This window comes from Pyxidicoccus sp. M15 (assembly GCF_056858435.1).
Genome location: NZ_CM166495.1, coordinates 7,876,871 through 7,889,963, shown reverse-complemented (window position 1 = coordinate 7,889,963; position 13,093 = coordinate 7,876,871). Strand labels below are relative to the sequence as shown.

8 protein-coding genes and 1 tRNA gene are annotated in these 13,093 nt (G+C 67.0%); 7 read left to right on the top strand and 2 right to left on the bottom strand.

Translation table 11 applies throughout. From position 1 onward, the window contains the following. Window positions 1-276 precede the first annotated feature (276 nt). A complete protein-coding gene (locus tag ACX9TP_RS29030) occupies window positions 277-3,057 on the top strand; it encodes a winged helix-turn-helix domain-containing protein (RefSeq protein WP_482973881.1) in 2,781 nt (926 codons plus the stop codon). 54 nt (window positions 3,058-3,111) lie between these two features. On the opposite strand, the gene ACX9TP_RS29025 is transcribed toward ACX9TP_RS29030, so the two are convergent. Beyond that, a tRNA-Ile gene (locus ACX9TP_RS29025) sits at window positions 3,112-3,185 on the bottom strand. A gap of 520 nt (window positions 3,186-3,705) precedes the next feature. Between ACX9TP_RS29025 and sitA5 the strand changes: the two genes are divergently transcribed. The 3 genes from sitA5 to ACX9TP_RS29010 all read left to right on the top strand — a co-directional run bounded on the left by sitA5 (window position 3,706) and on the right by ACX9TP_RS29010 (window position 6,569). After that, a complete protein-coding gene (gene sitA5 / locus ACX9TP_RS29020) occupies window positions 3,706-5,031 on the top strand; it encodes a SitA5 family polymorphic toxin (protein ID WP_482973880.1) in 1,326 nt (441 codons plus the stop codon). Then, window positions 5,031-5,255 carry a DUF2283 domain-containing protein gene (locus ACX9TP_RS29015; RefSeq protein ID WP_482973879.1) on the top strand — a complete coding sequence of 75 codons (225 nt, stop codon included), beginning with the start codon at window positions 5,031-5,033 and terminating at the stop codon, window positions 5,253-5,255. Before sitA5 ends, ACX9TP_RS29015 begins: the two co-directional genes overlap by 1 nt. Before the next feature lie 399 nt (window positions 5,256-5,654). After that, window positions 5,655-6,569, top strand: a complete 915-nt coding sequence (locus ACX9TP_RS29010; RefSeq protein ID WP_482973878.1) for a class I SAM-dependent methyltransferase — start codon at window positions 5,655-5,657, stop codon at window positions 6,567-6,569. Window positions 6,570-6,629: 60 nt separating this feature from the next. Here ACX9TP_RS29010 and ACX9TP_RS29005 read toward each other — a convergent pair whose 3' ends face one another. Then, the gene (locus ACX9TP_RS29005) at window positions 6,630-7,256 is read right to left on the bottom strand and encodes a hypothetical protein (protein ID WP_482973877.1); all 627 of its coding nucleotides are present in this window, start codon (window positions 7,254-7,256) and stop codon (window positions 6,630-6,632) included. A 569-nt stretch (window positions 7,257-7,825) separates the two neighbouring features. Between ACX9TP_RS29005 and ACX9TP_RS29000 the strand changes: the two genes are divergently transcribed. The 3 genes from ACX9TP_RS29000 (at window position 7,826) to ACX9TP_RS28990 (ending at window position 12,905) form a co-directional block, all read left to right on the top strand. Continuing rightward, window positions 7,826-8,671 carry a hypothetical protein gene (locus ACX9TP_RS29000; protein WP_482973876.1) on the top strand — a complete coding sequence of 282 codons (846 nt, stop codon included), beginning with the start codon at window positions 7,826-7,828 and terminating at the stop codon, window positions 8,669-8,671. Between the two features lie 132 nt (window positions 8,672-8,803). Continuing rightward, on the top strand, window positions 8,804-11,821 hold the full coding sequence (locus tag ACX9TP_RS28995; RefSeq protein ID WP_482973875.1) for a hypothetical protein: 3,018 nt from the start codon (window positions 8,804-8,806) through the stop codon (window positions 11,819-11,821). Next, window positions 11,805-12,905 carry a response regulator gene (locus ACX9TP_RS28990; protein WP_482973874.1) on the top strand — a complete coding sequence of 367 codons (1,101 nt, stop codon included), beginning with the start codon at window positions 11,805-11,807 and terminating at the stop codon, window positions 12,903-12,905. The genes ACX9TP_RS28995 and ACX9TP_RS28990 overlap by 17 nt, the downstream gene beginning before the upstream one ends. The last annotated feature ends 188 nt before the right edge of the window (window positions 12,906-13,093 follow it).

Here is a 13,093-nt window from a genome sequence, read left to right as displayed (position 1 = left end):
CGTTGCAGTCCCGGAATTACCAGCGGGTCCCGCGACATCGCCCCCACCGAAGGGAGGGGAAACGCCCCTCCCTCCGCGCGAAGGACTGCTGACACGCCGCGTCGCATGCCGCTGGGGTGAGACGGTTACCGTGAGGACGCGGGTTTACCGGTGCGTGACGCGTCGCGGTGTGGACTTCACGACACTCACGGTGTGGTCTCCGCATTCTGGCCAGGGCTGATTAGCGCGTCTTCCGTGTCTACTTGGTGACGCAACCGGCCGAAGGGGAACGTGCGAATGCCGAGCCTTCGAAACGCAGCAGGGAGCCGCCGTGCGTCAGCGTCAGAGACGGCGGGCGCGGGGGAGGAGCCGGCCCCCACCTCGGGTGAGCTGCACTCGCATCTGCTGCCGACGAAGCTCTCCCCGCCGCAGACGGCGTCCGTGCTGGTGACGCGCAGCGCCGCGCTGCGGAGAATCGACCAGGGCATCAGCGGCAAGCTGGTGCTGGTGACGGCGCCGCTCGGCTCGGGCAAGACGACGCTGCTGACGCAGTGGTGCCGGGACGCCCGCGCGTCGCACCTGCTCGCGTGGCTGTCGCTCGACGAGCAGGACAACGTGCCCGAGCGGTTCTTCTCGTACCTGGTCGGGGCGATTCGCCGGGCCGCTCCGGACTTCGACGCGTACAGCGCGAGCGAGCCGGACCACGCGACGTCCGTCCTCCTGCGGAGCCTGTGGAACCTGGGACGCGAGCTCGTCGTGGTGCTGGACGACTTCCACGTGCTGCGCGAGCGCTCGCTGGTGCGGGCCTTCTCCTACCTGCTCGACCACTCACCGCCGCACGTGCACTGGGTCGTCTCGTCGCGACACCTGCCCGAGCTGGACCTGGCGAAGCTGAAGCTCACCGAGCAGCTCGTGACGCTCGACGCGCGTGACTTGAGCCTGGACGGCGAGGCCATCCGCGAGCTGGGCCAGCGCATGTGTGGGGCCGCGCTCACGGCGGAGGACGTGGACTACCTGCGCTCGCGCACGGAAGGGTGGGTGGCGGGAGTGAAGCTGGCGCTGCTGTCTGCGGGCGAGCACGCGAGCGTGAGCGATGCGCTGCGGAAGGCCATCGGCTCCAACCACGACGTGGCGAGGTACCTCGCGGACGCGGTGCTGCGCGAGCAGGCCGACGAGGTGCGCGAGTTCCTGGTGCTCAGCTCGGTGGTGGAGCACGTCAACGGGGAGCTGTGCAACGCGCTGCTGGGCATCACCCACGGCCCGGCGCTGCTGGCGAACCTGGAGCGGGCGCAGCTGTTCATCCAGCCGCTCGACACCGAGCACCAGTGGTATCGCTACCATCCGCTGTTCCTCGACGTGCTGCGAGCCCAGCTCGCGTGCGACTTCGGAGACCGCGTCCCCCGGCTGCACCGCGCGGCGAGCGCGTGGTTCGCCGAGCATCAATTGCCGGACGAGGCGCTGACGCACGCGTTCGCCTCGGGAGACCGGGGCTGGTGTCTCGAGCTCACCGCGCGCTGCGTGGAGGCGTGGATGCGCGAGGGGGAGATTGCCTCCGTGCTCCACTGGACGGCGAAGCTGACGGCGGAGGAGGTCATCCGCTCGCCGGCCCTCTGCGTGGGACACATCGCGTGTCTCATCCTGTCCCGTCGCTTCGCGCATGCGACGTCGGCGCTGCAGGACGCGCAGCACCGCCTCGAGACGGCGCACGAGAAGTCCGACCCGGAGCGTGAGCGGCTGTCGAAGCGGCTCGCCCACCTCGTGCTGCTCCACGCCGTCCTGTCGGACTCGGCCTCGGGCTCCGGCGTCGAGCTGGACGCGTCACCGGGCTCCGAGGAGCCGGACGTCTTCATGGCGGGAGCGGTGCTGGCGGCGAAGGCGTACCAGGCGCTCCGGATGAACCGGTTCGATGCGATGCGCCGGCTCGCGCTGAGCGCGCGGGAGACGCTGCAGGGGCTCAACAATCCCTTCCTGGTGGGCTACACGGACTCCCTCGTCGCGCTGGCGGACCGGGCGCAGGGGAAGATGAAGGACGCGGCGGAGCGATGCGAGGAGTCCTTCGCGCGCGCGAGCCGCGGAAGGCGCAACCCGGTGTGGGTGAACGCGGCGACGGCGCTGGCCAACGCCCGCTACGAGCAGAACCGGCTCGACGAGGCCGAGGCGCTCTGCGTCGAGGTGCTTCCGCTGTTGTCGCAGGCGCCCGTGTTCGAGACCTTCTCGCTCGCATACTTCATGCTGGCCCGCATCAAGACGATTCGCGGGAAGTACGCGGAGGCCTACCGGCTCCTGGACTACCTCCACAGCGTCCTCGAGGTGAGTCACCAGACGCGCTTCCTCGCGCACGTCTGCGGCGAGAAGATCCGCCTCTTCCTGGTGGAGCAGTCGCCCGCGCGCATGCGAGTCGTCGCGCAGGAGTTCGAGCTGGGCGAGCGGATGCGGCGGGGGGAGTGGAGCGAGAAGCGCTTCTACGAGGAGACATGGGAGCGGCTCGGGCTGGCGCAGGCCTGGGTGCTGATGGCGCGTGGGCGGCACGGCAAGGCACACGCGATTCTGGAGACGCTGCGCGCCAGCGCGCACGACGTGGGCTACGTGTCCCGGGAGACGGCGCTGCTGGCGGCGATTGCGGTGTGCCACTGGCGGGCCGGAGATGCGCCGGCGGCCTTCGCCGCGCTGAACCGGGGCTTCGCGCTGGTGCAGCGGTTCGGCTTCGGGCGCAGCGTGTTCGACGAGACGCCGGGCCTGCAGGAGGTCATCGTCGCGGCCGCCACCCAGCGGAAGCTGAGCTACGCGATGCCCGCCCGGTACACCGAGCGGTTCCAGGACCTGCTGTCGGCCGGGGACAGCGCGCCGGCCGAGTTCGCGGCGCCTCCCAGTGCGCCCCTGGAGCCCCTCACCGAGCGCGAGCTCCAGATGCTCAAGCTGCTCGCGCAGGGGCTGAGCAACCAGGAGATCAGCGAGCGCTCCAACGTGGCGCTCTCCACGACCAAGTGGCACCTGCGGAACGTGTTCGCCAAGCTGGAGGTGACGACGCGGACCGCGGCCATCGTGAAGGCCCAGGAGCGGCTGCAGCGGAACCTGTGAGGGGCCCGGAAAAAGAAAACCCCCGATTCTCCAAGGAGAACCGGGGGTTACCTGTGGCCAGGGTCGGACTTGAACCGACTACCTGCGGATTATGAGACCGCCGCTCTAACCAGGTGAGCTACCTGGCCGCAAAGTGACGCCCGTATAGCGGGACAGGGACGCCGCTGCAAGGGGCTTCGATAGGGGGGAACCTGCGATCGAGCCCCCCTTGTCCCTTACGGCAGGTCTCAAATGTTCCTGACCGCGAGTGAGGCTTCCCTGGTGGCAGGGCTCACCGACACCCGCCCCATGCCAGGACCGCCTGTTGACCGCCGACGGGCAGGACGGAGCCTCGCCTGTCTACATGGACCCCGAGCGGGTGGGGCGGTGGCTCGAACACCTCAGGCGCCAGGGCCGGACGGAACGTGACTGGACGAACGTCCGGAACCACCTCGCGCAGTGGGCGGAGGCGCTCTTCGAGAAGGACCCGCGGGGCCTCCGGCTCCACGACCTCAAGCAGGTTCTGAACGGCTGGTACGACGCCGCGAGGAGGAGGTGCTCACGATGGCCGAGGACCCCATGGGTCTTGGCGGCTGCCCCTGTCGGTGGGTTCTGGCCGCTGCCCTGCCGCGCCCCCGAGCATGACGCCCTTTCCCGCTGGGGGGCTTCTTGAAAGTGCATCGTGCCGTGGTGCTGGTGCTGGTGCTGCTGGCCTTGGTGACAGGCTGCGCCTCGGGGCGCGTGGTGCGCCTGGAGACGGCCCGGGGTCCTCCGCTCGTCTTCAAGCCAAGCAGTGACGAGGCCGAGCCGGTGGAGTTGGAGCGGCGCGAGTTCAAGGAAGCCGTAGCTCGACTGGCGCGGGAGAGGCGGCCCTCGGCCAACCCGCAGGGGGCGGCTCGGCAGCTCTTCGGCGTGGACGCCCGCAGCGGTGCATACCTCTTCGACCCGCGCACCCACCGTATGACTCCACTGGAGGGCTCCGCACTGGCGTCCGAGGCGCTAGAAGCGGAGGCGGAATTGACGCGGACCTATCTGCGCTGGTGCGAGCGCACCGGGAGGACGGGCGACTGTCTGCGCCTGCTGGTGGAGAGCCCCGTCGTCAACGAGGACGGCCGTTTCGCTCTGGCCCTGGCCCTGGCCAAGGGCGCCGTGCTCGACGAGATGCTGGAAGCGTTCAAGGACATGGCCGATCCACACGCCATGGTGGCGGCCGTTCTCTGGACCTGGACGACGTACATGGTCCTCCTCTCCATTCCCGACGTGACGGTCTCGAAGGGTCTCGCGGCGGCGATGACCGCCACACTCATCTCCTACGTGGGCGTTGACACCTTCTGGGGCCTCGTCGTGGGTTTCAAGCGGCTGATGGACGAGGCGGACCGGGCCGCCTCGTTCAACGAGCTGCGCGAGGCGGGGGAGCGCTACGGCAAGGTGATGGGCCGCAACGCGGCGCGTGCGTTCGCCATGCTGGCCACGGTGGCTCTCGGCAACACGGCGACGGGGTTGGGGGCGAAGGTGCCGACGCTGCCCGGCGCGATGCAGGCGGCGGCGCAGGCGGAGACGCAGCTAGGAATCAGCCTCGCGGCAGTGGGGGAGGTAGAGACGGTGGTCGTGAGTGCCGCGACCGTCACCATCACCCTCGCCCCCAATGCGGTCGCGATGTCGGCCGGAGGTGGCCAAGACAACGAGCCTGCCTCAGGTGAGTTGACAAGAGGCGCATCGGATATTCACGTCGACAGGGTGGTCAACAGCAACATGCCGCACGCGGCGGAACGTGCGGTTGAACGGGCTGGTTTCTCAAGCGTGCAGGATGCCCGCGCGGCCTTGCAGGAGTTCGGCCGGCAGATCGAGAAGTCGGGGCTTCCGACCGGAACCATTCGAGACACGGCCCACGTGGACCGTGTCATCGTTCCTGGTTTTGGCCGAGGAGGTGCGGTCGTCTATCAGTTCAGGGATGGTGTATTGAAGCTGAAGACCGTTTTGCAGTGGAGGCCGTAATGGGGCAGACGGATTCCAAGAAGACGCTCGGGCGCTTCGAGCTGCGAGTCTCCGAGGACGATCAGGACGTGGCCTATTTGCGCCTCCCGAGCCACCCCGGTGAAACCTGCAAGATGTCGAAGTCGCTCAGGCTGGCCGAACTCCTGGGTTCCTACACGGGCCCCGATGTGGTGCTCGACTTCGACCAGGATGGAGTCTTGGTCGGAATCGAGATCCTGGCGTGATGCCTTGCCGCTTGTCAGCGCTCGCCCCGTTCTTTGGGGCAGGTTTGTACAGATTCTGTACGGACCGAGTGAGCTACCTGGCCGCAAAGTGACGCCCGTATAGCGGGACAGGGACGCCCCGCCGCAAAGGGCTTCGATAGGGGGAAACCGGGGTTCGTGAGCCCTTGTTCCTTCCGGAGCGACCTCCTTGGCGCAGTTCCCTGGCCGGAAGGGCGGCCTGGCACTCTCCCGGACCACACGGCCTGGACTCGAGCCCCAGACCGGGGCTGCAAGAAACCTGACTTCCCGCCCGAGGACCGCGCAGCCCTCGTCCCGGGGAAATGTGCCCAAGGTGCGCCGGCGGGTTCCCGTGAAGCGCCCCGTGGACCTGGCTGCGCGCGGCGCGGAAAGATGAGCCCCATGCCGAGCGAACGCCCCAGCCGCACCGCGACGAAGATTGCTGGCTTCATGCTGCTGCTCGACTCCGTGCCCCGGCTCGCGCCCGTGCTGCCCCCGGGCGCGGCGTCAGCGGCAGAGACCATCCTGCGAGCCTCCGGTGCGGTCCGGCGACTGCACGTCGAGCTGCAGCGAACACGCCTGACGGTGCGGTTCTATGAAGCCACCGAAGGGCTCCTCGGGCGGGGGCAGCTCCTCTGGTTCGGGGTGCGCAAGCGCTGGATGCATGAGGTCGTCGAGCAGGCCATCGCCGAGGGAGCGCGCCAGGTGCTCGTGGTCGGCGCCGGGTTCGATCCCCTGGCCGTGAGCGTGGCCCGTCGTCACCCGGGCGTGAAGTGCGTCGAGGTCGATGCGCCGGCCACGGCGGAGCCCAAGCGCGCGGGCATCCTGCGTGGAGGGCTCGCGTGTACGAACCACGTCGTCCTCGCGGCGGACCTCGCGACGAAGCCGCTGGAGGTGCTCCTGGGGGAGGCGGGCTGGCGCGCGGACGTCCGGAGCGTCGTCGTGGCCGAGGGGCTCCTCATGTATCTGGCGCCCGCGCAGGTCTCCGCGTTCTTCGCCCAGGTGCGCGCCTGCACCGGCCCTGGAAGCCGGCTCGCCTTCAGCTCCATGGATGCGGACGAGGAAGGCCAGCCTCGGCTGCTCTTCGCTGGGAGTCTGCTCGGGCGGGCCATCCGGTTTGGACTCCGATTCGCGGGCGAGCCCCTTCGGTGGGGAATCACTCCCTCCGCGGTCCCTCCGTTTCTCACGACGGCCGGCTACCGCGTCCTGGACCAGCCAACCCCGCGGATGCTCCGTGAGCGCTTTCTCACGCCCCACGGGCTCGCCGACGAGCCGCTCGCGCCGTACGAGCATCTCGTTCTCGCCGAGGTCCGGTGACAGCGCGGGATGAAGGCGCCGACGCGCCTTCCTCGATGCGTGGGGCAGGGCGCGCGAGCATCAAGTCATCACTTCGCGGCTTCGAGAGAAAATCAGCCCCGTTCTCTGGACTGCACCGATGCAGAGGAAGTCGCCGGAGTCGAAGCCGACATGGAGGACTCGCTGGGCGGCATCCCCAAGGAGCGTCGGCCCCATGAGCTTTGCGAGGTGCCTGACAGCGAGCGCGCCGTACGCCAGGCACAAGGGGTATTCGGCGTCGTTCCCAAGGCCGTTCTCGCGCCCGTAGGCCACGCGATAGATGGCATCAAGGACGGTAGAGCTCGCGTCGGGCGTGTCATCGCCCCAGCGCTGCCTGAAGAGCCAGTCGGGGTCTTTCGCACTGTAGGGTGCCCCGATGAGATGGAGGTCCGCGGTAACGCGGTCCTGCACGACCGGGTTGAAGAGGCCGAACCACAGCCCCGTCACCGGAGCTGGAGGTGGCATGGACCGCATGACGGTTTCGAGCCACCGCTGGAGCTGTTGGAGATCGCCCTCAATGTCCAGCGAACGAAGAGCGGACCAGTCCGGGTGAGGGCGTGCGGTTTCGCAGAATTGAATGACGTGCAGGAGTCCTTCCGTGACGGGGACGTCCGACTTCACAGCGCGCTCGATTTCACTGAAGAGCCTACCGACATTGTAGGAGACCATGGAGTCGCTCCATCTGTGGGGCCTCCATCCGATATCCGGAACCGGGTTGGAGTCCTGGGGGACAGCAATCCTCCAAGCCTATCTCACCAGGCGGGAGAAACGTGCACTACCTGCCAAGTCGAGGCTTGATGCCAGAAAGGGGCGGTCCTCATCGCCCGCCCACTGGGGGTGGGAGTCCGCACGGTGTACGAGTGCCGCCACCGCTGGCGACGTGACGGGCTGCCGGGGATGAAGGACGCCACGAGGACAGGCCGTCCTCCGCTGGCCAATGCGACGTACGTCCGGGCGCTGGTCGCCGCCGTAGGACGCGCAAGGCCGGTTCAGGACGGAGGCCGGCGAGGCAGCTCGTGCTTTCGTCCTGGGGCACCGGTCGATAGCTGGCCGTGTATCACGGAGACGCAGGAGCGGCCGGAACTGCCGCGCTCTCAGCGCTTTCCGGTGACGGTGCTGCCACCGCACAAGTCAAGCCCGGAGTGCGCATATGCAGGATATGCACGTGCGTAAGGGCGCGAGCAGTGGCAGGCGCGGATCCGGACACGCACCATTGGTGGGTAACCCAGGAGGCCCCCATGGCTTGTCGTACTGATGTGACGTCGGAGAACCTTATCAAGGATGGACCGCAGCGGCCCATTCTGAAGTGCGGACACCGTGTTGCCCGGTTGGGGCAAGCTCACTATTGCGAGATGGTTGGTTGTGAAACCGCGCTGTTCGGTGGGGATGGGCCTGTCATTCCGCCCGACCTGGATGCGGAGGCCGCAGCTGGCCTACGGCTCTTCATCGCCGTGCACCGCGCCGTCGAGATCCACCATGCGAGCGCAATCACACATATCCGGGCCGCGATGGCGTCGTTGACCGCAGGCGGCCGGGCTGCGGACATCAGCCTCCAGTACGCGGCGCTGGCCCTGGGAGGGGCCGCTCGGGCCGTGCTGGACCTGTACCACCTGCCTCCAGCCGTCTTCGCCCGCTTCCGGGAGAGCCTCCGCCCCGCGTCGGGGGCTGAGTCTCAGTCCGCGCGCGTGCTGGAGCGGCTGATGGGCCAGGACCCCCAAGCGCCCCATGTGACGCGCGGCAACGTCACCCTGAGTTGGCTGGCGTACATCCGCTCCGGAAGCCAGACCTGCGACCTCCTGACCGAGGAGGTCGCGGCGGCCGTTGCCCAACCGACGCTGCCGGAGGTGCTGGAGTCTGTGCGCCAGCAGTTGACGTCCGAGCAGGTCGGCGCCTTGGCGGACGCGTGGGGACAGCTGGCCGGCCGGTACGACGACCTCCTGTCGGCCCATATCGAAGTCGTCGGCTTCCAGATCGGAAACGCCTCGGGAACCGGCGTCCGGGCGGGACTTGAGCAGCTCAGGGAGATCCGGCGGCGCTGGCGTAGTCGCGCTTGGCCGTACCGGGCCCTCGGCACGGCCCTTTGAGCGTGAAGGCAGGCATTCGTGGACCCGGGGCGTACCGGACGCCCCGGGTCGACTTCCACTCGCAGGTGGAACAGCATTCCCTGGTCCCACGCTATATTTCACCTTGCCCGGTCATCGCGGTGAGGTGGAACCATGGAAGCACAGCGCCCTACAGAGGAAGCCCCCGTCACCTCGGGCGCGGAGAGGGATTGGCCGGCGCGGCCCCCCACCCACGACCGGTATGCCGCCTTCTGGGAGGTCATCGTCCCCGAGCTCCGGGCAGCAGTCGCGGATGAAATCAAGGAGCGGCTTGCCCGCGAGCCATCTCTCCTCCAGAACCAAGTGGAGGCACTCAAGAAGTGGCTGGACGCGGTCAAGGCCACGCTTGAGGTCTTCCCACCACGGAGCCGAGAGGGCTTCAACAGCCTCCTGAGCGCGGTGCCCAACCTGATTTCCTCCTCCATTTCCCAGCCGGAAATCATCGCAACCCTACTGACGTCGTTTTCTCTGTTCCGCCGCAGGCCGTACCGGCGGACCTTCGTCTTCGAGCAGTTCCGCAGCGAGTTGCTCCCCCAGGAACTCATCCAATCCACGATTCTGGGGCTTGAGGCGCCCCTGACCATCGGTGAGGTGGCATTCGCCGCCTTTGCAAGTGATTACAGCAGCCACGCCGAAGGCGTGCTCGTGGTTGACGGGCAGAACAACCTCCGGCGGACCTATGTCCTCATAGACTTGGTCGCTGGCCTGCGGAGTAACATCCTCCTGCCACTGCGCACGCGGGGGAGCCCGCGTCCGGCGCTGCTTGCGCTCGTGGGAGTCTCCTTTCCCGTTCCAGGCATTTTCACCGAGGCCATGCTGCACCGGCTGGCCGTGGTGTGCCGTAAGTACGAAGAGTTCTTTCGGGTGGTCGTCGAGAACGAGCGCGACGAGGAACTCGTCTACCTCCGGGAGCGCTTCAATGCGTTGGGCACCATCGAGCCGGGCGGCATCGCCGGGCTCTTCGTCCCCGATGCAAGCAGTCCAGCAGAGCGGCCCATGTTGCCAGCATGTGGCGTGGTGGAGTGCAACGCTAGGCCCGGCAGGCCGCTGGAGGTGGAGCGAGTACACATCTGCCTCTCTCCCAAGCACGAACGGCTGTTCCTGTTGACGGAGGCCGAGTTGGCGTTCTTCGGGTTCGAGGACCGCCAGTTGAACCTTGGCAGGCTGGAGGGCGGAATCGTCCGGCTGGGCGAGATGCCGAAACGGCAACTCCGCCTCGTTGGCCGACTCAGCGCGGAGGGGGAAGCGCAGCCTCCGGATTGTATTGGGATGTTCCTTGAGCTTCTGGACATGATTTTCGAGGGGGCCCACGGCGCTCCGGAGTCACTCCACCCGGCGGCCGTCGAGCACTTCCGCATCGAGGTGGTTCGCGAGATTGCGAGGTCCGCGCTGGACTACGTGGTGTCTGCGCAAGCGGCGGACTTTCAGCGCTTCAAGAGCGCACTGTCCATCCTCACCGCCTCCACCCGCGTGTCGGACTCCGTGGACTTCGCCAGCGCCGCCAGCATCATCCAGACGATGCAGCAGTGGTTCGCGCAGTTCAGGGAGGAGCCGGGGCTGCTGGCGGTGACCATGAACCGCTACCGGCTGGTGCCCCAGGGCCGCCATGCCTCGTTCCTGGATTGCTTCATCATCGAAGAGGACGGCGGGAGCCCCCGGTTGAGCGAAATCGCGGATAGCGTGCCCCAGGACGGATACGTCGCGCGCGCAATCCACGAACTCTCCTCTCCGCATGGCTTCATTTCCTGGTGCCGGGCAATGACGGCCCTCGTGGACGCCCTCCACGACCAGAACAAGGGGAGCAGGAACTTCGACGCGAAGTTCACTCTCAAGGCGTTCCGCCTCGAACCGCTGGATCGCAAGGTGAAGGCGGTCGGACGCGAGCGGCTTCCCGTCATCACGTCGCTGCTGCTGCCGGACCACAGCCAGCTTCACATCTCCGTCAAGGGACGGAAGGTGACCATCAGCGTCCTGTACGGGAAGTCCAAGCTCAGCTCCAGGTGGAGGTGGGAGCAGGCGCCCATGCCACTGGGGCTCGCCATCCGCTCCGTTCCTTCGGAGGCCACGTTGGGGCGGGTGGCGCTGGAAGGGGCGCTACCCAGGACGCCAAGGGTTTCCTTCAGCGCCAAGCGGCGGAATGCGCTGCGCGACCTCTCCTTCGTCACCGACGACGCGGCGGACCGCTCCATGGCCCTGGAGCAGTTGCTGAAGTCAGTGAGGCAGGCCGCGCCAGGCTTCCTGGAGGGGTTGGACTCCGTCAGCGTAATTCCCCTGGACCCGGTCGACAACGAGGCAGTACCAAACCTGAATCATTGGGCCGACGGCAGCGGAACGCGGTGGTTGTTGCTGGCCGGGAGTCTCCACCACTTCTGGACGAAGCAGGCTCAGGATGGATACTCGGACCCGCTCCGTAAGCGGTTCCACGCGCTCGTGGAGGCCGGCCAGGGGCTGTGCCTGCAGCACAAGCGCATGGGGATCCGCCAGAGCCATGATCTGCTCGCGCTCGCGGTTCTGCACGAGCTCAAGCCGGAGAAAATCGAGGAACTGGACGAACTGGCCAGGGGGAGCAGGAAGGCTCATGGCTTGAGGGAACTCTCCGACGTGCTCCGGAACATCCAGGCGCTCGCCAGGTCCCTGCATGCGCTGCCGATTTGCATTACACCGGGCACCCTTCAGGCGCGCCTCGGGCCCGCTGTCGAGTTGGGGGTGCGGCTCGCGGAGCGCAAGTCCGGAGAGCCGACGAAGAAGCTGAAGGCTCTTCTCCCACCGCGCTTGTGCGCGCAGCGAGGGGCTCTGCCGGGGGAGAGCCAAGCCGAGCACATCGACCTTCTAGTGGCCAACATGATCGCGAACGGCATGGTCGCCGCAGTGAGGACGCCGGAGCCGAAGGTGTCCGTGACGGTCGATGAGGCCACCCTCAAGGTGGAGAATTCGTGCTGGAAGAAGGACCTGGACACACTGGAAAAGCGCTTGCATTTCGGTGGGCCGAATGCTTCCGGCCTTGAGTTCATGCGGGCGTTCGCGAAGTGTCTGGGTCTGGAGGTGAGCCTCGACAAGCATCCCATGGTGAACACGGATCTGTGGTGGGTGTCTCTCAAGCTGAGCCCGAGGCAGCATGATCCTGATTGTTGATGACAGTCTCGCGGATGCGGCACGCGTCAGGGCCGCCCTCGTTCGGCGAGGACTTGATGAGCGTTGCGTGAGGATGGCCTCTTCGGCCGAGGAAGGAGAACGCATCCTGGAGTACTCCCGGGATGTGAGCCTGCTCATCGCGGACTGGAACTTGAAAGGGGAGTTCAGGGCGGACGGGCGGGAACTGTTGGAATGGGCCCGTGGCCGGAACAAGGGGCTCTGGACCCTGCTGGTGTCGAGCCTGCCGGACGTCATCTCCAGGGCGAGGACGTGGCGCGCGAACGGCTCTGTCGTGCCGCATGAGGCTGTGAGCAAGCTGGATGCGGACTGGGAGGACGCCTGCGCCGAGTGGGCTGCCAGCCTCGTTGCTCGCGAGGGAATGAACGGCCCGGAGAGTTTCGTTTCCGAGCCCGGCTTGAGGCGATGTGAGCGCGTTTATGTCTATGCGCCAGACTGGGAAGCGCATTCTGGCCTCCCTCGACCTTTCCGGGTGCCACCTGACCTGTGCAGGGATGACTTCCCGGTGGTGATGTACGGCGGCTGGTTCATCAAGCTGAGCGGTAAATTCGATAAGCCTGTGCCCATGCTGCTGGCGCGCTGGTGTTACCTCGGGAGGAGTGCTGCGTCGCGCGGAGAGACTTCATTCGATTTCAGGGACCTTTTCTGGTGGAGGAAGGAGGACGGGAAACTGGCTCCCGACGAAGTCCTGAAGCAAGCCAGCCTATACAATGTGGCTTCTGAGCTGCGCAATCAGGCGGGAGTCTTCAACAGGCAGATCATGCCCGCGCTGGGCACGCAAAGCGCATGCAATGAAATTCCGACCATTGCCCGCACGACGACTGTGCATACAAATTCCAGGCTGGGGCTCTACGCCACTGCAGATGCCGGCTCGGTGAAGTGCCCTCCCGATTTAATGAGACCAGCAGGGGTTTTGCCTGGCTTGTTCCGGCGGTTGCACGTCCTGCTCGGAAGGAACGGGGGAGCGCTTTTCGAGACGTGGCGTAAGTCGCTGGAGTCCCGCCAGGTTTCTCTCATTGATCAGGGCTCCACCCCGATTACGCGTCGAAGCCCGCTGAAACGATAAGTGGAGTTCCGTGGCGGAGGCCCCGGCCATGCAGGGGGCTGAACTGGACTACATCCGGACGCTCTGTGGTCAGGCGGGAACGGCGGGCGGCTCTGGCGGCCTCGGGCGTCGCGGGGCCCTGCCCCACCTCGCGGCGTTTTCACAGGAAGCCGCCGGCCGGGTAGCCGAGTAGCTTCAGCAGGACGCTG

Bases quoted from the DNA above. Each gene is read 5' to 3' on its own strand.
- ACX9TP_RS29030 (WP_482973881.1), top strand. From the start codon at position 277: ATGCCGAGCCTTCGAAACGCAGCAGGGAGCCGCCGTGCGTCAGCGTCA.
- ACX9TP_RS29015 (WP_482973879.1), top strand. From the start codon at position 5,031: ATGGGGCAGACGGATTCCAAGAAGACGCTCGGGCGCTTCGAGCTGCGA.
- ACX9TP_RS29010 (WP_482973878.1), top strand. From the start codon at position 5,655: ATGCCGAGCGAACGCCCCAGCCGCACCGCGACGAAGATTGCTGGCTTC.
- ACX9TP_RS29005 (WP_482973877.1), bottom strand. From the start codon at position 7,256: ATGGTCTCCTACAATGTCGGTAGGCTCTTCAGTGAAATCGAGCGCGCT.
- ACX9TP_RS29000 (WP_482973876.1), top strand. From the start codon at position 7,826: ATGGCTTGTCGTACTGATGTGACGTCGGAGAACCTTATCAAGGATGGA.
- ACX9TP_RS28995 (WP_482973875.1), top strand. From the start codon at position 8,804: ATGGAAGCACAGCGCCCTACAGAGGAAGCCCCCGTCACCTCGGGCGCG.
- ACX9TP_RS28990 (WP_482973874.1), top strand. From the start codon at position 11,805: ATGATCCTGATTGTTGATGACAGTCTCGCGGATGCGGCACGCGTCAGG.